General features: G+C 34.6%; 18 protein-coding genes. 10 read left to right on the forward strand and 8 right to left on the reverse strand.

The features are described 5' to 3' along the window. The first annotated feature begins 8 nt into the window (after positions 1-8). Both H3T80_RS08675 and rimL read left to right on the forward strand, forming a co-directional pair. Positions 9-1,373: a PTS ascorbate transporter subunit IIC gene (locus tag H3T80_RS08675; protein WP_110448701.1), complete on the forward strand. Its 1,365-nt coding sequence runs from the start codon at positions 9-11 to the stop codon at positions 1,371-1,373. A 185-nt stretch (positions 1,374-1,558) separates the two neighbouring features. Beyond that, positions 1,559-2,104: a 50S ribosomal protein L7/L12-serine acetyltransferase gene (rimL, locus tag H3T80_RS08680; RefSeq protein WP_198201419.1), complete on the forward strand. Its 546-nt coding sequence runs from the start codon at positions 1,559-1,561 to the stop codon at positions 2,102-2,104. Between the two features lie 100 nt (positions 2,105-2,204). On the opposite strand, the gene H3T80_RS08685 is transcribed toward rimL, so the two are convergent. The 5 genes from H3T80_RS08685 to ltnD form a co-directional block, all read right to left on the reverse strand. Next, complete coding sequence (locus tag H3T80_RS08685; protein WP_198201420.1) at positions 2,205-3,545, reverse strand: GntP family transporter; 1,341 nt, start codon at positions 3,543-3,545, stop codon at positions 2,205-2,207. A 67-nt stretch (positions 3,546-3,612) separates the two neighbouring features. Then, positions 3,613-4,404, reverse strand: a complete 792-nt coding sequence (gene otnI / locus H3T80_RS08690; protein ID WP_198201421.1) for a 2-oxo-tetronate isomerase — start codon at positions 4,402-4,404, stop codon at positions 3,613-3,615. 2 nt (positions 4,405-4,406) lie between these two features. After that, positions 4,407-5,030, reverse strand: coding sequence for an aldolase (locus tag H3T80_RS08695; RefSeq protein ID WP_198201422.1), 624 nt, complete (start codon positions 5,028-5,030; stop codon positions 4,407-4,409). Next, the gene (gene otnK, locus H3T80_RS08700) at positions 5,031-6,296 is read right to left on the reverse strand and encodes a 3-oxo-tetronate kinase (protein WP_198201423.1); all 1,266 of its coding nucleotides are present in this window, start codon (positions 6,294-6,296) and stop codon (positions 5,031-5,033) included. Position 6,297: 1 nt separating this feature from the next. After that, positions 6,298-7,200: an L-threonate dehydrogenase gene (gene ltnD / locus H3T80_RS08705; protein ID WP_198201424.1), complete on the reverse strand. Its 903-nt coding sequence runs from the start codon at positions 7,198-7,200 to the stop codon at positions 6,298-6,300. 328 nt (positions 7,201-7,528) lie between these two features. On the opposite strand from ltnD, the gene H3T80_RS08710 reads away from it, so the two are divergent. Next, complete coding sequence (locus H3T80_RS08710; protein WP_198201425.1) at positions 7,529-8,287, forward strand: DeoR/GlpR family DNA-binding transcription regulator; 759 nt, start codon at positions 7,529-7,531, stop codon at positions 8,285-8,287. A 55-nt stretch (positions 8,288-8,342) separates the two neighbouring features. Here H3T80_RS08710 and H3T80_RS08715 read toward each other — a convergent pair whose 3' ends face one another. Together H3T80_RS08715 and adhP are read right to left on the reverse strand one after the other, a co-directional pair. Further along, positions 8,343-9,791: an APC family permease gene (locus H3T80_RS08715; protein ID WP_198201426.1), complete on the reverse strand. Its 1,449-nt coding sequence runs from the start codon at positions 9,789-9,791 to the stop codon at positions 8,343-8,345. A 172-nt stretch (positions 9,792-9,963) separates the two neighbouring features. Next, the gene (adhP, locus tag H3T80_RS08720; protein ID WP_198201427.1) at positions 9,964-10,995 is read right to left on the reverse strand and encodes an alcohol dehydrogenase AdhP; all 1,032 of its coding nucleotides are present in this window, start codon (positions 10,993-10,995) and stop codon (positions 9,964-9,966) included. 348 nt (positions 10,996-11,343) lie between these two features. On the opposite strand from adhP, the gene H3T80_RS08725 reads away from it, so the two are divergent. The 6 genes from H3T80_RS08725 to H3T80_RS08750 are packed head-to-tail and all read left to right on the forward strand — an operon-like array spanning position 11,344 to position 18,082. Continuing rightward, positions 11,344-12,939, forward strand: a complete 1,596-nt coding sequence (locus H3T80_RS08725; RefSeq protein ID WP_198201428.1) for an ABC transporter substrate-binding protein — start codon at positions 11,344-11,346, stop codon at positions 12,937-12,939. A gap of 14 nt (positions 12,940-12,953) precedes the next feature. Beyond that, positions 12,954-13,931 carry an ABC transporter permease gene (locus H3T80_RS08730; protein WP_198201429.1) on the forward strand — a complete coding sequence of 326 codons (978 nt, stop codon included), beginning with the start codon at positions 12,954-12,956 and terminating at the stop codon, positions 13,929-13,931. A gap of 2 nt (positions 13,932-13,933) precedes the next feature. Continuing rightward, a complete protein-coding gene (locus tag H3T80_RS08735) occupies positions 13,934-14,764 on the forward strand; it encodes an ABC transporter permease (protein ID WP_110448695.1) in 831 nt (276 codons plus the stop codon). Next, positions 14,761-16,401, forward strand: coding sequence for an ABC transporter ATP-binding protein (locus tag H3T80_RS08740; RefSeq protein WP_198201430.1), 1,641 nt, complete (start codon positions 14,761-14,763; stop codon positions 16,399-16,401). The genes H3T80_RS08735 and H3T80_RS08740 overlap by 4 nt, the downstream gene beginning before the upstream one ends. A 12-nt stretch (positions 16,402-16,413) precedes the next feature. Further along, positions 16,414-17,265 (forward strand): VOC family protein, encoded by an 852-nt coding sequence (locus H3T80_RS08745; RefSeq protein WP_198201431.1) that lies wholly within the window; start codon positions 16,414-16,416, stop codon positions 17,263-17,265. A gap of 16 nt (positions 17,266-17,281) precedes the next feature. Continuing rightward, complete coding sequence (locus H3T80_RS08750; RefSeq protein WP_198201432.1) at positions 17,282-18,082, forward strand: pyrroline-5-carboxylate reductase; 801 nt, start codon at positions 17,282-17,284, stop codon at positions 18,080-18,082. Positions 18,083-18,153: 71 nt separating this feature from the next. Here H3T80_RS08750 and H3T80_RS08755 read toward each other — a convergent pair whose 3' ends face one another. Beyond that, a complete protein-coding gene (locus H3T80_RS08755) occupies positions 18,154-19,473 on the reverse strand; it encodes an MFS transporter (protein WP_198201433.1) in 1,320 nt (439 codons plus the stop codon). 184 nt (positions 19,474-19,657) lie between these two features. Here H3T80_RS08755 and H3T80_RS08760 point away from each other — a divergent pair, with 184 nt between their 5' ends. After that, positions 19,658-20,698 carry a tagatose 1,6-diphosphate aldolase gene (locus tag H3T80_RS08760; protein WP_198201434.1) on the forward strand — a complete coding sequence of 347 codons (1,041 nt, stop codon included), beginning with the start codon at positions 19,658-19,660 and terminating at the stop codon, positions 20,696-20,698. The last annotated feature ends 124 nt before the right edge of the window (positions 20,699-20,822 follow it).

Raw genomic sequence — 20,822 nt, forward strand, 5'->3', positions numbered from 1 at the left:
GTATTGCTATGATTCAAGAAGTAATTAAATTCGTTGTTGATATTTTAAAAGTACCAGCAATACTCGTTGGTCTAATTGCCATGGTTGGGCTATTAGCGCAACGAAAATCATTTGCGGATACAGTTAAAGGAACGGTTAAAACAATTTTAGGATTTTTAGTATTAGGTGGTGGTGCAACAGTTTTAATCAGCGCAATTACTCCATTAGGATTAATGTTTGAAGAAGCGTTTAAACTTCAAGGTATCATCCCTAATAATGAAGCTATCGTTTCAATGGCTTTAAATGAATATGGTACGGCAACAGCATTAATTATGGCATTCGGCATGGTGGCCAATATTATGGTTGCTAGGTTCACATGTTTAAAATATATTTTTCTAACAGGCCATCATACTTTTTATATGGCATGTATGATCAGTATTATTTTGACCGTTGCTGGATTTGAAGGTTGGCAATTAGTATTTACTGGTTCATTAGTTCTCGGCTTGATCATGGCATTCTTCCCAGCTTTAGCCCAACCACAAATGCGAAAAATAACTGGCAATGATGATGTTGCATTCGGTCATTTCGGTACCTTAGGTTATGTATTAGCGGGTTGGCTTGGTTCAGCTTTTGGTAAAGGCTCTCGTTCTACTGAAGAAATGAATTTACCGAAAAACTTAAGTTTTTTACGTGATAGTTCAATCTCTATTTCATTAACAATGATGATTATCTATTTAATTTTAGCGATATTTGCTGGCCCTGATTATATTCAAGAAAACTTAAGTAAGGGGGATAATTATTTAGTTTATGCCATTATTGAAGCCATCACATTTGCAGCAGGTGTATTCATTATCCTTCAAGGAGTTAGACTGATTTTAGCCGAAATTGTTCCGGCATTTACTGGCTTCTCAGAAAAATTAGTGCCAAATGCAAAACCAGCTTTAGACTGTCCGGTTGTTTTCCCTTATGCACCAAATGCAGTATTAATTGGCTTTTTATTTAGTTTTCTTGGTGGATTAGTTGGATTATTTGTATTAGGACAACTAAATGCTGTGCTTATTTTACCTGGTGTTGTCCCTCATTTCTTCTGTGGTGCAACTGCAGGGGTGTTTGGTAATGCTATGGGTGGCCGTCGAGGAGCAATGCTTGGTGCATTTGCCAATGGCTTATTAGTTACATTCTTACCAGTACTTTTATTACCAGTTTTAGGGTCACTTGGTTTTTCTAACACAACTTTCTCTGATGTAGACTTTTGTGGTGTAGGAATTATTCTGGGCAATATGGCAAATTGGTTCAATAAAGATATTATTATGGGAATCTTTGTCGCTATTTTTGCTTTGTTAGTTGTACATAATACATTAACAAAACCTAAAAAAAGTAACAATGAAAAATAGACTTTTACCTTTTCATTAAGTAATAATATGATGCCAGACTTGCTAGTCTGGCAATTTTATACCACTTCATCGTACTACAACTTATCCTATCAACTTTCGACAACATAGTTTATTTAATATACATGACAACATAATTTGTTTAAAATGTTTAAATAACTTCGTTCGGTATTTTAAAAAAGTTAATAATGACAAATAATCAAAAAGATATGATTGATGTTGATAAACATCTTGGTTTAGCACCAGCAAATAATCAATATGCATCAGATATTTATAACATTATCACTAACAATAGAGAGTACTTTAGTCAATTTATGGCATGGCCTAAATTTGTGAAAAACCAAACGGATACAGCGCTGTTTTTAGATTCTTGTTGGTTAAAACATCAACAGAATGAAAGCAAAACCTATGTCATTTTATTAAAAGGTCAAGCTATTGGATTACTATCTTTTAATCAGATTGATAAAAATAATAAAACAGCTTATATCGGTTATTGGCTAGATAGCTCAAAACAGGGCAATGGAATTATGACCGTCGCAATCAATGCATTAATAAAGCATTACGCTATGCAAAAAATAATTAGACGATTTGTCATTAAATGCGCAGTTAATAACGAGAAAAGTAATGCTATAGCCAAACGTTGTGGTTTTAGTTACGAAGGAACCCTAAAACAAGCTGAATATATTAATGGAACTTTTCACGACCAAAATATTTATGGTTTGATTGCTAATTAGGTTTAATTATTTGGTTATAAAAAAACCGACCTCATTCAGTCGGTTTTATTAAAATAGAGAAAGTTAATTCTATTTATTGTTAACGATTCATCTAAATTTATTAGACTATAAACCAAAGCAACCATGTACAAATAAAGCCTGTTACCCCTAATAAAGTGGTTAATACTGTCCATGTCTTAAGACCATCTGATACAGAAAGGCCAAGATATTTCGTCACAACCCAAAAACCTGCATCATTAACATGGGATAACCCTAACCCACCAAAACAAGTTGATATAGTTATCAATACAATTTGAATTTGATTTAATCCAGCAGTTGATTCTGCCAATAAACTACTAGTTGTAATAATAGCAACGGTTGCTGAACCTTGTGATGCTCTCAATGCTAATGAAATAAGAAATGCAGCTGGAATCAGCGGTAAATGAATCATATACAAGGCATCCGCTAAAGATTTACCAATACCGGATTCAATCAATACTTTACCAAAAATTCCACCACCGCCGATTACAAAAATAATAGTTGCAATACTTGGTAAAGAGTGTTCCATAAGATCACTACATTGTTTAATAGACCATTTTTGTTGACGTCCTATAAAAAAACATGCTAAGAAAATAGCAAACAATAAGGCAATACCAGGTGCGCCAATAAGACTAAGATAATTTCTCAATACAACATTATCAACTAAGTAACTCCCCATGGTTCCTACCATGATGAGTAAAATTGGTGTCACTATCAATGCAACTATAGTATAAGCATGAGGAGCTGATTTAGTATTATCCGCCTGCTTTGTATTCATCATTTCATTTCGGATTTCATCATCAATCTTATATTCTTTTCTGTTAAGATATTTTGAATAATAAACTCCAAGGCAAGCAACAATAATTGAAATAATTAACGCAATCATTGTCTGCAAACCGATATCAGCGTTAAGATTACCGATTGCAGCAACCGGTCCTGGATGCGGTGAAAGCACCACATGAACTGTTAACATAGCGCCAGATACGGGTAAACCAAATTTTACCGGTGATAAATTATTAATTTTTGCAAAACCATAAATAATAGGAATTATTACAATAAATCCAACCTCAAAAAATACAGGAATACCAAGAAAGAAAGCTGCAATACTTAAAGCCACAATGGTTCTTTTCTTACCCAATTTATTGGTAAAATACTGTGCTAAAGAATAAGTACCACCAGAATATTCAATCAATTTTCCTAACATAGCACCAAGTCCAATAATTAGTGCCACATGTCCTAATAATCCCCCCATGCCTGCGGTCATTATTGACCAAATTTTATCTACGGGAATATCTGTTGCTAGTGCAACAAATAAACTGACTAATAACAATGCGATAAAAGGTTGAACTTTAAATTTTATAATCAAAACTAGCAGCAATAGAATACCGATCACCGCAATGGTGAGTAATAAGGATATGGACATTTTTTACTCCTATCAGAACTAAATTAGCTTGAGAAATCCGACTCTCATTTAAATAAATTTATAAACATCAATGCTTATATTTTTGTAACCAACTTAGCCCCTCTTGAGTATCAGACCTTGGGTTATATTCACAACCTATCCAGTACGAATAATGGTATTTTTCGAAAAGGTTAAATATATACGCATAATCAATTTCACCTTCATCGGGTTCATGCCTATCAGGAACTGATGCAATTTGTATATGTCTAATTTTATCTTTGAGTTGTTCAAATAATCGTGTTAGATTACCATCGACATTTTGTGCATGGAAAACATCAAACTGAATAAATACATTTGGGCGATTGATCAGTTTAACTAGTTCATCAGTTTGGAATTGACTTGAGAATAAATAATTAGGCTTTACAATAGGACTTAATGCCTCTAACACTATTGAAACATTATGTTTTTTATAAAGATCCGCTGCATAACGAATATTATCAATAAAAGTTTGCTGATATAAAGCGCGGTCCTCTCCTGGTGGAACAACTGCAGCCATAAGATGAACAGTCTGACATTGCAATGTAATAGCATAATCTAGTGCTAAATTGATATTTTCTCTAGCTTCCTTTTCACGACCAGGAATACCATTCAATCCCCATTCACCATTGGTCACATCCCCCATAGCACTATTGAATAAAACTAATTTTAAATTATTTTTTTGTAACTGATGTAATAACTCTTCTTTGCTGTATTCATAAGGGGATAAGAATTCGACGGCTTTAAAACCAGCTTTAGCTGCTGCATTAAAACGTGCTAGGAAAGGTAATTCTTTAAACATCATAGTGAGATTTGCTGCAAATTTACATCTTGTAGTTGGCATAATTATTTCCTCAATTCTTTAATTTCATCTTCAGTTAAATATTTAATTTTTCGGTCTTTAAGAATAAAAATTAATTTCGCCGTTTCCTCTAATTCTTCATAATTATTTGTCGCATCTTGTAAACTATTACCAATTGTTACCGCACCATGGTTAGCTAATAAAAATGCTTGATGATTAGCTGCTAATTTCGATAATTCCGTTGCTATTTGAATATCACCTGGTTTGTAATATGGAATAACCGGCACATCTCCCATTCGCATGACTACATAAGGGGTAAATGGTTTAATTGCATTTTGATAATTTAGATCACTTAAACAAGATAGTGCGGTTAAATATAAGCTATGCAAATGTACAACCGCTTTACACGAAGGGTTGTTGTGATAAAGTCCCAAGTGAAATTTAACCTCTTTTGAAGGTTTATTACCGCCAATATGTTCACCAGATAAAGTTAGTTTAGATAACTCTTTAGGCTGCAAACGTCCCAAACATGCACCGGTTGGTGTAGCTAAAATCGTATTATCCTCAAGCAGTAATGATATATTACCAGCAGAACCAGTTGCATATCCTCTTTGATACAATGAAGAAGCAATTTCAATCAAATTTTGTCTAGCTTGTTGATCTGCCATTTAGAAATCTCCTTGAGCTGTAACAAAAAAAGATTCATCACCAAAATTACCCGATTTTAATGCCAATGAAATAGACTTATTTATAGATCTAACCCATGGAACCCCTGGTGCGATCGTTGGTCCAATATAAAAACCATGAACATTTAATGCTTGTACTACTACTCCTGAAGTTTCACCTCCCGCTACAATATACTTATCATATCCTTGCTTTTCTAAAGCGATGACTAGCTGTTTGAAAAAATATTCAACCGCTTGACTTGACTTTTCGACACCCCATGTTTGCTGAATAACATTTAATTGCTCAATATCCGTTGTGGCAGAAACTAAAGGTGCATATTTTTGTTGTTGATGATTATTTGTCCAATCAATCACAACTTGACAATAATCTTCAGGTTCATTGATACATTTCTCAATATTTAATGTGTAAGTTGGCGCAACAGTTTTATAAAATTCCACTTGTTTGTTGGTCATTAATGAACATGAACCAGATAACAATACCGTCTTATTATGACCTTGTGGTTTTCCTAAGATTTGTGCTTGTTTTGAATTAACGTCACTTTTTGCGAAGTTTTTAGCAACACCTATCGCTAAACCAGATCCCCCTGTAACAAGTTTTAAATCCTTAACTGCTTTACCTTGCGAAACAAGGTGTTCATCAGTTAATGTATCTAATACAACATATCGATAATTTTCTTGTTTCAATCTTGTTAATTGTTTTCTAATTGCTATTTCACCTTTTTCCATTTCACAATAAGGAATTAAACCGCATTTTCCTGAAGCTTGCCTCTCAATTAATTTAATTAAACTACTCTCTGTCATTGGATTAATGGGATGATTTTTCATTCCTGAATCTGAAAGAAGTTTATCCATTACAAACAGATATCCTTGATATACTGTTCGCCCATTAATTGGCAGTGAGGGGGAAATAACAGTAAATGATTCCTCTAATTCATCAAGCAAAGCATCAATAACAGGGCCAATATTACCTTTGTCTGTACTATCAAACGTTGAACAGTATTTAAAATAAAACTTAGAACATCCTTGTTCTTTTAACCATCTCAACGCTTCAACAGATTCTTTTACTGCAATATTTACCGCACAAGAACGTGATTTAAGGCTTATAACAACTGCTTGGATATTACAATCTATATTAATAGGTTGTTTAGGAATACTGGTTAATTGAATAGTCGACATACCATTATTTACTAAAAAACTAGCAATATCAGTCGCACCAGTGAAATCATCTGCAATAACACCTAATTGCATATTAAACTCCTTTACCTGGTAGAGTAATTCCAGAAAATACTTTAATAACCGCACTATCATCTTCTTTTCCATGCCCTGCATTACTTGCTTGAGTAAACATGTTCAGAGCTGTGCTAGCTAATGGTAAAGGGAATTTAAGTGCTTTTGCGGTATCATTAACAAGTCCAAGATCTTTAACAAAAATATCAACAGCTGACTTTGGGGTATAATCACCTTCAACAACATGCTGCATACGGTTTTCAAACATCCATGAATTACCTGCAGCATTAGTAACAACTTCATACATAATTCCCAAAGGAATATTTGCACGAGCAGCTAACGCCATAGCTTCGGCTCCTGCTGCTATATGAACACCAGCTAAAAGTTGATGAATAATTTTAACAGTTGAACCTAATCCAATTTCTGTACCTATATTATAGACATGCGCAGCAATAGCATCATGTACCGGTTTAATACGATTAAATGTACTTTTTGCACCAGAAGCCATGATAGTTATTTCTCCATTAGCTGCTTTAACTGCACCGCCAGATACTGGTGCATCAAGCATAATTAATTGATATTGTGCAAGATTCTCATCGATTTCTTTTGCATCTTTTGCAGAAATTGTTGAAGACACCATAACAATGGTATTAGCTTTTAAATGTTGTGCTAATCCATCAGCACCAAATAAAACTTGTTTTACTTGCTCAGCATTAACAACAAGCAAAATAACCACATCAAGTTCTTTAGCAAAACTAATTGCTGATTTTTCTGCCTTAACAGCACCGGCATCATTAAGAACTTTAAGCGCATCTGGGTTCAAATCTACACCATATGTTTTAAAACCAGCCTTTATGCAGGATGTCGCTACTCCCATTCCCATAGAACCTAACCCAATTACACAAACTGACATCGAACTATTCATATATGATTCCTTTTACTGATGATTAGTGTTAATTAAAGTTATGATATGTTATTTTTTGTTAAATACAATGCAATATATTTTCTTTGTGTGATCTATTTCACATAAATTAACAAAAACAACAAAAATATTAAAAATGATGATTATTTAGGAATGTGACGTTAAAATAATAGAAAAAATAAAGTCAGTATATTTTTGATAATTCTTAATAAACATTACCAATTTGTAGCAGACAAATAACTATATTGTTTATCGTATTAATAATTTTCAATGTTAATCTATACCAATATTACTTTGAGATAATCAAATTTCATGGAAAGGCAAAATAATTATGATTCCTTCAGAAAGACAACAAAAAATTATTGATCTTGTTGCCAAAAAAGGGGTAATTAGCATAAATTTTCTAGTTGAAAAACTAAATGTTTCACACATGACTATTCGACGAGATATCCAAAAACTTGAAGAAAAAGGTATAATTATATCTGTTTCTGGTGGAATCCAATCGCTTGAAAAGTTACCCTTCGAACCTTCTCACATCAAAAAGTCACAAATGTTTGAAGAGCAAAAAAATAAGATAAGCTTATGTGCAACTCAATATATTGCTAAAAATTCAACGATTTATTTAGATGCAGGTACAACCACATTAGCTATTGCGAAACAAATTATTCATCGCTCCGATATAATTGTATTTACTAATGACTTTGTAATAGCTAATTTCTTAATTGAATATGGTTGCTGCAAAATAATTCATACAGGTGGTATAGTTTGTCGTGAAAATTATTCTAGCGTCGGGGATTTTGCTGCTCGCATGTTATCTGAAGTTTACGTTGATGTGGCTTTTATATCTACATCCTCATGGAGTTTACAAGGTCTTAGTACACCTGATGAAAATAAAATTGTTGTAAAAAAAGTAATTGCCAATTCTAGCGGTACTCGGATTTTAGTCAGCGATTCATCAAAATATGGGAAGATTGCAACTTTTTCGGTGTTACCATTAAATATTTTTGATGTTATTATCACCGACAATGCTTTACCTGAAAATGTAACAAAAAAAATAAAAGAACAAAATTTAGTTATTCAGTTAGTTTAATCGTTATAAAAAACGATTTAGATTGTTTTTTATAACGATTATTAAATATATAAAATTAGTTGATGACGAAGTAACCGTATAATGTTAAGAATACAATAACCACTATAGATGAGATTGCAATCATATACTTAGTTTTAAATTTGTATTTCTTTACTTCACCAAGTGAAAGTTCAATATGTTTATTTTTATTATCAAAATAGTAATAAAGAGGCAAACCAATTAAAGTTAACACAATTGAAGCAATCCCATTTACTGTTTGGTGAATTAACATACCATATATAACATAGCCAGCGCCTAAAATAGCGATAAGAGGAATAACTGGGTAACCAATGACTTTATAAGGTCTTGGGATATCAGCAAATTTTTTCCTCGCGATAATTACCCCAATAAATGTTAATAGATAAAAAACCCAAATAGAAAACATCGAGATTTCAGATAAACGATCAGCATCAAGCAGGGTTGAATAAAGGAATGAAAAAACAACCAATATAATAATTGCATTCACTGGTGAACGGCTATCGTCATCAATAGTACTTAAAAATTTTGCGCCAATGATGGTTCCTCGCTCTCCCATACTAAAAATAGTTCGAGATAAAGTCATGATATAACCATTAATACCACCAAGAATTGAAACCATTATACCAACAGCAACTAAATTACCGCCTAAACGTCCAAACATGCGTTGTGAAGCAACTGCTGAAGCGTCATGCCCAAGCATAACCATTTCTTGTACCGGAAATATCTTAAATAACGCAATATTGATACAAGCATAAACAATCACTAAAAATATTATGCCGAGAATAATTGCTTTAGGTAATACTTTTGATGGATTACGAATTTCACCAGCAACAGATGCAACCTGCGCCCATCCATCATAAGCAAATAGTGTTGCCAATATTGCCACTGCAAATGGTGCGTAAGTTTCAATACCTTGTCCACTAGCACTAAATAATGCAACTTGACCATTACCTTTCCATAATCCAAATATTGCTAGCAACAAAATTGGAACAAGCTTACAAAAGGTAGCAATCGTTTGTAGATATCCAGCCTGTTTTACACCAATTGAATTAATGCATGCAATAAGCCCCAAAACACCAGCGCTTACCGCCATACGATAGGCATCATTGATCCCAAATAATAAACAAAATACAGAACTAAAATAACCAACCAAAGCCCCAACTAATGATGGAGCAAAAAGTACAGTGATCATCCAACCATATAAATGAGAAACTTTAGCACCATAAATTTTTTCTAAATAAACCAGCATCCCCCCAGTTTTCGGGAACATAACCCCTAGCTCACATAACGTTAAACCACCACAAATTGAAAAAACTCCACCAATAATCCACGCTAACAAAGCAAAATTATAATCGCCAGCGACTTCCAATACAGCAGGTGGTTTCATAAATGCACCAGCGCCTAAAACCATTCCAACAACGAGTGATAATGCAGAAACTAAACCAAGATCTTTCCGCAAATTATTCTCTAAATTGTGTTCAGACATAAATAACCTCTTAAACTGATCAATAAAGCAAAATTTGCCTATAATAGGACTTTATTTATAAAAAACAAGCAAGATTAATTTTAATAGAAAAAAAGCTTTCCAGATCAGAAGTTATTGTCAATAAAAAGTCAGCATAAAGCTGACTTTTAATAAGTTAATGATGCAATAATTACTATTTTTTCTTCATTTTCATATCAATAACCATACGACCACGAATTTTACCTGCTTTCATTTCGTCAATCATATCATTAATATCTTCAAGAGGACGTTTTTCTACAATTGGTACAACTTTACCTTCAGCACTAAAACGAAATGCTTCCGCTAAATCTTCACGAGTACCAACTAATGAGCCGAGCACTTGAATACCATCTAGAACTGTCTTAGGAATACTTAAATCCATTGTTTCAGAAGGTAGACCCAATGCAACAACTCGTCCTAATGGACGTACAGAACCAATAGCCTGATTAAATGCTGTTTTAGTAACTGAAGTGACCACCGCACCATGCACACCACCATCGGTATGTTCTTTTATGTAAGCACCAACATCAGCCACTTTTTTAGGATTAACCACTAAATCAGCGCCAAGTTTCTTACACAACTCTAGCTGACTATCACTGTTACTAATCGCTACAACTTTGTTGTTGAAAACATTTTTACCATATTCGATAGCCAAAGTACCAAGCCCACCAATACCAAATACAGCCAACCATTGACCCGGTTTAGTATCGGCTACTTTTATGCCTTTATAAGTAGTCACCCCAGCACAAGTCACACTAGTTGCTTGGGCTGGATCAAGTCCATCGGGGACTTTTACCGCATAATCAGCTTTGACGATACATTGTTCAGCCATACCACCATCGACACTATAACCTGAGTTTAAAGCACTTCGGCAAAATGTTTCGTTACCCGATATACAATATTCACAGGTACCACAACCTGCATGGAACCACGCAATACTAACACGATCGCCAACCTTCAGACTTTTTACATCAGGTGCAATTTTAGTCACAATACCCACACCTTCATGGCCAATTACTCGACCAGGTTTTTTACCGAAATCGCCAGCAGCGACATGAAGATCAGTATGACAAAGCCCACAATACTCAACCTCAACTAAAGCTTCTCCAGCCTCTAATGGGCGAACAGGAATGTCTTTAATTTCGACTTGACCATCGCATTCTTGTTTAATAACTGCAGCTTTCATTTATTTCTCCTAGAATAATTACAATTTTAAAAAATCATTGATTACATTTTAAACCATTTATTTAGAAAAAATATGCGCTATTTCACATTTATAACTAAAAATAAAAATTAATTTTTCATGTCTATATAAATAGGGACTAAATCTCAATAATCAAATCAGATACCGGCATTCAATAGTAAAAAAAATTAAATATATTAAACAGATAATCTAAATATATAACTAAAAGTAATATAAATATTCGATATCGGCATTTCTCATCTTTCCTGAAAATTTTTATAGTGGAATTCTAGAAATTTTTCATACTTTGAAATATTCAAAATATGGTAGCAACTATTGTAAGGAGCACACATGGATTTATTTAATATTAAAAAAACTTTTTTTATAGGTTTATTCTCAATTTTGTTACCATTTTATTCACTGGCTGATGAAAAAACACCACAATATGGTGGAACACTAGTTGTTCATTACTCAGGTGAACAAAGGATTCTCAATCCAGCTCTACGCGCTTCAACTGGTGTATATGAAGTATCAGGAAAAGTAGTTGAATCACTGGTAGATCTTGATCAAAATGGGCAAATTATTCCCGTCCTTGCTACATCATGGACATCATCGCCGGATGGAAAAACAATAACATTTAAATTACGTGAAGGCGTTAAATGGCACGACGGCAAATCATTTACATCACAGGATGTAAAATATAATGCGCTGGAATTTTGGAAGAAAAGATTAAATTTTTCAACTGCATTGCAACTTAATTTAACTTCTGTCGATACCCCTGATGACTATACTGTAGTCTTCAATTATTCTCGTCCAATGCCGTTAGATTTACTATTAAGAGCACTTGTCGATCTTGGCTATGTGGTACCCAAACATTTATATGAAGGAACTGACGTCCTAAATAATCCTTATAATACGGCACCAATTGGGACAGGACCTTTTAAATTTGTTGAATATCAGCGAGGCCAACATATTATTGTTGAACGTAATACGGACTACTGGCGAAAAGGTTATCCTTATTTAGACAAGATAATTTGGCGTATTATTGATGATAATTCTTCAGCATCTGCTGCATTAGAAAGTGGACAAATTGATTTAAGTGCCTACTCAAAACTAAGTCTTGCCGATATTAATCGATTCAAGCAAAACGAAAAATTTGCAGTACTAACTAAAGGCTCACAAGCTAATATTTTTAATAACACTTTGGAATTCAACTTCCGTAATCCTATCATTGCTAACTTAAATGTTCGCAAAGCAATTGTCCAATCGCTTGATATCTCTTTTTTTACTGAAGATTTCTTATATGGTTTTGGAAAACCAGCAACAGGAATTATTCCTTCATCAAATACCTTTTATCCCATAAACAGTAAAATCGTTTACCCTTTTGATAGAGAGAAAGCCGAACAATTATTAGATGAAGCCGGCTATAAACGAAAATCTGATGGTAATCGTTTTACTTTAAAATTAGTACATATCAATAATGGTGAAGATGTCCCACTTTTTGCAACTTTCATTCAACAATCTTTAGCTGAAATTGGTATTAACGTGGTTATCGTCAATCTCGATACCGCAGGTGCTTTAAATGCTGTTTATAAACTCCACGATTTTGATATTGCAACGGGTTGGCATCAATATAGAGGTGATCCTGCAGTATCAACAACAGTTTGGCTGCGTTCAGGTAGCACTGATGGTGCACCTTGGACCAATCAATATGGTTGGAAATCTGATACCGTCGACCAATTAATTGATAATGCTGCAACTGAAATAGATCCAACCAAACGTAAAGCGCTTTATACTCAGTTGGTCGATATCATAAATGCTGAACTGCCTCTGTGGTTTGCTACTGAACGAGAATTCATCTCGGTAGTGAATACTAAAGTACACAATCATCACAATACCGCACGTTGGCCATCAAGTAGCTGGTTTGATGTATGGATAGAACATTAAATTGAGGTGAAATGATGACGCATATACTTACTCTTGCACTTAGACGACTGATAACCACTATACCAGCATTGGTTATCATTCTAATCACACTATTTTTGTTATTGCAATTAGCACCAGGTGATACAGTCGATGCATTGTTAGCCCAAATTGGTGGCGCCGAATCGAGTGTAATTGACGAAATGCGTCATTATTATGAACTAGATCAATCCACAAGCTCTCGATTGCTAAACTATTTATGGCGATTAGTTCATTTAGATTTAGGTCAATCTGCAATCTATAACAAGCCGGTAAGCCATATGATTTTAGAACGCTTACCTGCTACATTATTATTAATGATCAGCGCAATGTCATTAGCGTTTACCTGTGGCACAATTCTTGGCATTTTATCTGCCCAAAAAGTCAATCGTTGGCCTGATACTTTGATTTCTATATTAGGACTGATTTTTTATTCCACTCCATCCTTTTGGTTAGCATTAATGGGAATAGTTTTCTTTTCAATTTATTTAAATTGGTTACCTCCTAGTGGATTTGGCAGTATAGAGCAATCCTTAACTGGATTTTCAGCAATACTTGATATTGCATGGTATTTAATTCTACCAACAATAACTTTAGCTTTAGTTTATCTAGCAATCTATTTGCGTATCATGCGTGCATCCCTACTTGAGGTATCTACTCTCGATTTTGTTAAAACGGCTAAAGCCAAAGGATTAAGCAGTCGCAAAATATTAGTCAATCACGTTTTACGTAATGCAATGTTACCAATGATAACCTTAATCAGCTTACAAGCTGGAACCATGTTAGGTGGTTCAGTTGTCATTGAGACAATTTTTGCCATCCCAGGATTAGGCCGCCTAGCCTATGATTCTGTTGTACAACGAGATCTAAATACGTTACTCGGCGTAGTATTTATTTCTGCAATATTAGTTATTTTTATTAATTTTATTGTCGATATGCTTTATGCCAAACTTGATCCACGAATTACAGGACATTAATAATGGCGATATTAAAAGATTATTTCCGCAGTCCAATCGCTAGAATTGGCACAATTTTACTGGTATTAATTATTATCATTGCCTTAACTGCTGATTGGATTTTCCCGGGTAACCCACTTCGTTTAGCTGGCCGTCCTTTACAATGGCCATTTTCCAATCCTAAATTTATCCTAGGAACCGATCAAGCTGGACGCAATATTGCCGCACAACTTTTTCATGGTGCTAAGGTATCGCTTATTATTGGGCTTATCTCTACATTGATAGCAATGGTTATCGGGGTGATCATTGGCGCCATCGCTGGGTTCTATGGCCGATGGGTTGATGACATACTTATGCGCCTGACAGAAGCATTCCAAATTTTACCAAATTTTTTACTTTTGTTAGTTGCAGTGGCGATATTTGGTTCAACCATAAATATTGTAGTGATTGCAATTGGCGTGGTTTCTTGGCCACCTGTTGCAAGACTAACTCGAGCCGAATTTTTATCATTACGCAATCGTGAATTTGTCCAAGCTGGTAAAACTATTGGTATGAGTTCAACTAGACTTATGTTTAAAGAAATCTTACCTAATGCATTACCACCGGTAATTATGTATGCCAGTGTTATTTTATCTACTTCGATATTAATGGAAAGTGCACTTGCCTTTTTAAATCTTTCTGATCCGAATATTTCCTCATGGGGAAATCTAGTTGGGAATGGGCGTCTGGTATTACGTCAACAATGGTATGTTTCAGCTATTCCGGGAATAGCAATATTATTAACTGTTTTATCGACGTCATTAGTAGGACAAGGAATAAATGATGCACTCAACCCGAGGTTAAAAAAGAGATGAATCAAAAAAAACTATCTATTAAAAATTTAACCATAACTTTACCTCAAGGTTCGGATCGAAAATATGCTGTTAATGATGTATCACTAGATCTTTATGCTAATGAAATACTATGTATCGTCGGTGAAAGTGGGTCGGGTAAATCTTTATTATCTAATGCAATCATGGGATTATTACCTGATGGGGTTACGGCTTCTCAAGGTGAAATCGATTTCGATGGCAATAATTTACTCACCTATAATGACGAACAAATGCGTAAAATCCGTGGTGCGCATATCGGCATGGTATTTCAAGATCCCATGACAGCATTAAATCCATTAAAAACCATCGCTAACCAAATTAGTGAAATGTTTACCATACATACTAATTTGAGTAAAAAAGATATTAATCAGAAAGTTATATCCTTGTTAACAGATGTGCAAATGCCAAATCCTATATCGGTTGCTAATGCTTATCCTCACCAGCTTTCTGGAGGACAACGTCAACGAGCTATGATTGCCATGGCCTTAGCATTAGAACCGGCTATTTTAATTGCCGATGAACCAACAACTGCTTTAGATGTTACAACTCAAGCTTGCATTTTAAAACTGATTAGCGAATTACAATCACGTAAAGGAACAGCGGTCTTATTTATTACTCATGATTTTGGTGTAGTCGCCGATATTGCAACTCGCGTTGCGGTTATGCAACAAGGACAGATTGTTGAGCAAGGCGTTGCGGAGGAACTATTAAATCATCCCAACCATCATTATACACAAGGATTAATTGCTGCAGTTCCACCACTTACGCCAGGAGATGTTCGTCTTATTAACAAGGAAATTATTCTAGAAGTAAATAATCTTTCAAAGGTTTATCACAAAAGTAGTTTTTTCAAAAAAAATCGGCGCACAACCTATGCTGTGAATGATGTGAGTTTTAAGTTACATAAAGGTAGTACGTTGGGAATTGTTGGCGAGAGTGGTTCAGGTAAATCAACATTAGCCAGATGTATCATTAAATTATTGGAAATAGATAGTGGTCAAATCCACTTTGAAAAAGAAGATATTAGTAACTTAAAAGGTAATAAACTTAAACACTATGCACGTCATATCCAGATGGTATTCCAAGATCCTTATGCATCATTAAATCCTCGTCGAAAAGTCGGTGACCAAGTTACTATTGGGCCAATACTGCACGGAATAACCAAACAAGACGCAATAAAGAAAGCAAAAGAGTTATTCAACATGGTTGGCTTAGAAAGTGAAGCGTTAAACCGTTACCCTCATGAGTTTTCAGGAGGACAACGACAACGAATAGGACTTGCTCGAGCACTCGCATTGGAACCTAAAATATTGATTGCCGATGAACCTGTGTCAGCACTTGATGTTTCAGTACAAGCACAAGTACTGGAACTATTAAGCGAATTACGTAAAAAACTTGGCTTAACAGTGCTATTTATTACCCATGATCTGCGAGTTGCTGCACAAATTTGTGATCATATTCTGGTAATGAAATCAGGCAAAATTGTTGAGCAAGGTATCGCATCACAAGTCTTTTTAAATCCATCGCAACCTTACACCAAAAATTTATTGGCTGCGGTACCAGGAAAAGGTTGGAATCCACCTCGACTAATTGATATGTCCCCTGCTATTCATATTTAAGGAGTGAATATAATGACAACACTTACCCCACAAATTGATCATGTTGTAATCACCGTATCAGATCAGCTTAATAAAGCAAATTTTCAATATCAAAAGCTGGGTTTTACCATCACCCCACGAGGACACCATTCGTTAGGCACCAGTAACAATTTAGCCATTTTTTCGACTACCTATCTTGAACTTTTAGGTTTTGAACCGCAAAATGCCAATAAAGTTGATAAAAGTTGGCGGTTTGCTAATGGACTAACTGGCTTGGTCTTTAAAACCTCAAATGCCGATGAGCTTTATCAACAACTCGTTAATAATGGTATAAAAGTTGAGGGTGAAGAACCGCGATCCTTTTATAGACCAGTCGAATTAAATGATGGCACATTAGCTGATGCTTGTTTCAAAACTGTCAGACTTGATCCTACTTATACACCAAATGGACAAATCTTTTTTTGTGACCAATTAACACCAGAATTAGTGTGGCGTAAAGAATGGCAAAACCATCCAAATGGGGTAATCAATATTAATCAAGTTATCATTGAAGCTCAAAATCCCCTTTCCTCAATTAAGTTACTTGAAAAAACATTTCCGTCGGCAAAAATTATCGATGTCGACGGAGGCGTTCGGCTAAAAGCGGATGACAAATATATCGATTACCTTACACCAAGCGCAACACAGCGTCTTTTTGGCTCATCCTTAAGCAAAGCGAACAATGACCAAGATCGTAAAGTTGCTTTAGGTTTTACAACCAAATCATTATCACAAACTCAACAAGCCCTTGAGAGTGGGAAAATAAAATTTGATTTACAAAATAACACTATTGTCGTACCAGCTAGTGAAACATATGGTGTTGTTATGATTTTTAGCCAATTATAAACAGGAACCGATAAATATGAGTAAAATTTTATTTATAGGCAGTGGCCATATGTCGGAAGCGATTATTAGAGCATTAATAAAAAATAAAGCGTATGAGCCAGAAAATATCTTAGTGAACGATATTGTTAAATCTCGTTTAGACTATTTACAATTAACTTATGGAGTTACACCTACTAGCAAAATAGTCAATACAGATATTATTGTGTTAGGGGTGCGACCTCAAGATTCGTGGAGTGACATTGTTCAACAATTTGGTACTAATAACAGAAATACCATTATCATTTCAATTATTGCTGGAGTCACAATTGCGCAAATAAAAGCATCATTAAAAGTCGATATCCCTGTTATTAGAACGATTCCCAACACACTCACCGATACCGGTTTTGGTTATTCCGGTATTGCTACCGATGTTAATGAGCAGGCAGTTGCAAAACAGAAATCTGTTACTCAATTTTTCAATAGCTTTGGGAAACTAGAATATATTGATGAATCACTACTAGATATTTTTACTGGTTATGCGGTTGCAGGACCTAATTATATATATTATTTTTACGAATCTCTTGTTGATGCAGGTGTTTTAGTGGGCTTACCCCGAGACATGGCCAAACGAATTGCTCTTGAAAATTTGCACGGTGCAGCCTCAATGCTGCAATTGAGTCAAAAACATCCAAGACAATTACTCGATATAAATAATTCACCTGCTGGGGTGGGTATACACAGTTTGTATGAACTTAATAACAGTGACTTCGCAGCAGGATTACAGCGCAGTGTTAAAGCTGGTGTAATACGAACAGTTGAGCTTGGTAAGAATCAGTGAAATGGTCTAAATATGATTTTTGAGGAACATAAAAAAACTGTTCCTCAAAATTTTTCTTTACCTATCAGAAGTTAAGCAATATCTTTTGCCACATATTTTTGGCTATTGTTATTAACTAATAAGAACAGTCCGATTAATGCGCCTAATACAAATAATCCAACCACATAAATGGCCGGTGCCATTTTACTAACAAAATCACTAAAAAATGAGATCAGTAATGGGGTTAAACCACCAGCAATAGCGTAAGCCATATTAAATGAAAAAGATACACCACTATAGCGAACCTGAGTTGGGAATACCTTAACCATAAAATAAGCAAAAGAGCCAACAATTCCGACACTAAAACCGGCTAAGAAATAAGTAATAAAGAGAAGATTTGCGTTTTCTAATGATAAATAAAATATAGCAATCATGATAGCAGCAATACTACAACCAATAACCAGCACTTTGCCCATTGCAAATTTATCCATCATCATGCCATAAAACGTACAACTAATGATAAGTCCAATGATAGCTAATATATTACCTTGTAAAGCGTCAATTGCCGAAAAACCAAATTGCTTTTGTAATAAAATTGGAGTCATTAACATTATCACCATAATACCGGCAGATAACACCCAAGTTAGTAACATTGATAAAATAGTTTGTGGTAAATACTGAGTTAAAACGGTTATCACAGGTAATTTTTTAGATAATTCTTCATTCTTACGTTTTTGAATTTCTAGAAAAATAGGTGTCTCTTTTAACCAACGGCGAAGATACATGGCAATTAAACCAAAGATACCACCAATAATGAATGGAATTCGCCAGCCCCAATCATTCATTTGTTCTATTGATACACTTTTACTCATTATGGTTGATACTAATGAACCCAGCAAAATACCTAAACTTAAACCACTAGTTAAAATACCACAGGCTAGGCCAATTTTGTTTTTAGGTACATGTTCAGCAACAAATGTCCACGCCCCAGGCACTTCACCACCTACTGCGAGCCCCTGGCATAATCGCATCATTAAGAGTAATAATGGTGCAAAAATACCGATATTGGCATAAGTAGGCAAACAACCAATAAATAATGTTGGTAACGCCATTAATAGAATACTAAGTGTAAACATTCTTTTGCGACCAAACATATCACCAAAGTGAGCCATCACAATACCACCAAAAGGACGAATCAAATAACCAGCAGCAAATATGCCAAAAGTTTGAACTTGACTTAACCATGCAGGCATATCACCCGGAAAAAATAGATGGCTTATCGTAATTGAAAAAAAGACAAATATAATAAAATCATAAAATTCTAATGCACCACCTAATGCTGATAGGGCTAACGTTTTATAATCTTGATTATTTAATGTTCGCATATTTGTAACTATTGCTGAATCTGGCATAATCATCCCTGTAAATATTTTTTTACACACAGTCTATTAATCTGTACCAATATACCGTAACAAATTGCCATTTAAAAGAAAATATCAAAAAGTTCACACAAAATTAAAACTAGCACTAAATGATTAATAATTGGCCAAATAAAAACCTACAATGAAAAAATCTTATTAAATGGAGAGTTTTAAAATGGCAACAAAACGCATTTCTCGTGGAAAATTCAACCGTATGCAACAATTATCTAACCAAGATGGCGTAATTGCAGCATTAGCAATCGATCAACGTGGTTCAATGGTAAAAATGATGCAAAATGCTGTAGGTCAAGAACGTTATAATATTGATATGGTGTATGAATTTAAAGAGCTTGTTTCTCAGGAATTAACCAAATATGTTAGTGCCATTTTACTGGATGAAGAACTCGGTTTTAAAGGCATGGCAGCAAAAAATAAAAATGCTGGTTTAATTATGTCTTATGAAAAAACTGGATACGATGCCAATACACCAGGACGTTTACCAGATATTTTACCGGAAGATTCACTTCAACGCCTAATTCAAAAAGGTGCTGATGCAGCGAAAGTACTGGTCTATTATAATCCTGACGATCCGCAAGATATTTTAGATAAAAAACACGCCTTTTTAGAACGTTTAGGCAATGAAGCGAGGGCGGCCGATATTCCGGTATTTGTTGAACCTATTGTTTATGATAACGTGGTAACTGATGATAAAAGCCCTGAATTCGCAAAAATAAAACCACAAAAAGTTATCAAGACAATTGAAGAATTTACTAAAGATCACTATTACATTGATATACTTAAAGTTGAAGTGCCAGTATTATTCAAAAACGTTGCAGGATTTAACGATAGTAATCCAGTAGTTTATTCACAACAAGAAGCAGCCGATTATTTCAAACAAGCAAGTGATGTTGCCACTCGTCCTTTCATCTATTTAAGTGCAGGCGTACCAACCAAAACTTTCCATGAAGAACTCATTTTTGCCGGTGAGCATGGTGCCAAATATAGCGGTATTCTAGGTGGTCGAGCTACTTGGTTTGAAGGGATTGAGGCATATGCAAAAAATGGTAAAGACGGTTTAAAACGTTGGCTTGATACCATCGGACGTGAAAATGTTGAACAACTTAATAAGATTTTAAAACAATATGCAACCCCTTGGTACGATGTATATGGTGGAAAAGACAAGCTTGAAATTATTGATCTTAAATTAAGTAATTAATCGTTTTTGTAGAGATTTATATAAATAACTTTAATAACAGATAAGAGTACAAGTTTTATCCTATTTTTCTTGTACTCTTCTTATTAATGAACAATTTGCATATCAACTAATCATCAGCCCCACA

The sequence above is a fragment of the Gilliamella sp. W8145 genome, from assembly GCF_016101145.1.
Lineage (GTDB): Bacteria > Pseudomonadota > Gammaproteobacteria > Enterobacterales > Orbaceae > Gilliamella > Gilliamella apis_A.

What these genes read in the sequence shown, in the direction of transcription:
- H3T80_RS08735 (WP_110448695.1), top strand. Translation starts at nt 13,934, where the DNA reads ATGGCGATATTAAAAGATTATTTCCGCAGTCCAATCGCTAGAATTGGC.
- otnI (WP_198201421.1), bottom strand. Translation starts at nt 4,404, where the DNA reads ATGCCAACTACAAGATGTAAATTTGCAGCAAATCTCACTATGATGTTT.
- ltnD (WP_198201424.1), bottom strand. Translation starts at nt 7,200, where the DNA reads ATGAATAGTTCGATGTCAGTTTGTGTAATTGGGTTAGGTTCTATGGGA.
- H3T80_RS08760 (WP_198201434.1), top strand. Translation starts at nt 19,658, where the DNA reads ATGGCAACAAAACGCATTTCTCGTGGAAAATTCAACCGTATGCAACAA.
- rimL (WP_198201419.1), top strand. Translation starts at nt 1,559, where the DNA reads ATGACAAATAATCAAAAAGATATGATTGATGTTGATAAACATCTTGGT.
- H3T80_RS08695 (WP_198201422.1), bottom strand. Translation starts at nt 5,030, where the DNA reads ATGGCAGATCAACAAGCTAGACAAAATTTGATTGAAATTGCTTCTTCA.
- H3T80_RS08710 (WP_198201425.1), top strand. Translation starts at nt 7,529, where the DNA reads ATGATTCCTTCAGAAAGACAACAAAAAATTATTGATCTTGTTGCCAAA.
- otnK (WP_198201423.1), bottom strand. Translation starts at nt 6,296, where the DNA reads ATGCAATTAGGTGTTATTGCAGATGATTTCACTGGTGCGACTGATATT.
- H3T80_RS08725 (WP_198201428.1), top strand. Translation starts at nt 11,344, where the DNA reads ATGGATTTATTTAATATTAAAAAAACTTTTTTTATAGGTTTATTCTCA.
- H3T80_RS08730 (WP_198201429.1), top strand. Translation starts at nt 12,954, where the DNA reads ATGACGCATATACTTACTCTTGCACTTAGACGACTGATAACCACTATA.
- H3T80_RS08685 (WP_198201420.1), bottom strand. Translation starts at nt 3,545, where the DNA reads ATGTCCATATCCTTATTACTCACCATTGCGGTGATCGGTATTCTATTG.
- adhP (WP_198201427.1), bottom strand. Translation starts at nt 10,995, where the DNA reads ATGAAAGCTGCAGTTATTAAACAAGAATGCGATGGTCAAGTCGAAATT.
- H3T80_RS08745 (WP_198201431.1), top strand. Translation starts at nt 16,414, where the DNA reads ATGACAACACTTACCCCACAAATTGATCATGTTGTAATCACCGTATCA.
- H3T80_RS08750 (WP_198201432.1), top strand. Translation starts at nt 17,282, where the DNA reads ATGAGTAAAATTTTATTTATAGGCAGTGGCCATATGTCGGAAGCGATT.
- H3T80_RS08755 (WP_198201433.1), bottom strand. Translation starts at nt 19,473, where the DNA reads ATGCCAGATTCAGCAATAGTTACAAATATGCGAACATTAAATAATCAA.
- H3T80_RS08675 (WP_110448701.1), top strand. Translation starts at nt 9, where the DNA reads ATGATTCAAGAAGTAATTAAATTCGTTGTTGATATTTTAAAAGTACCA.
- H3T80_RS08715 (WP_198201426.1), bottom strand. Translation starts at nt 9,791, where the DNA reads ATGTCTGAACACAATTTAGAGAATAATTTGCGGAAAGATCTTGGTTTA.
- H3T80_RS08740 (WP_198201430.1), top strand. Translation starts at nt 14,761, where the DNA reads ATGAATCAAAAAAAACTATCTATTAAAAATTTAACCATAACTTTACCT.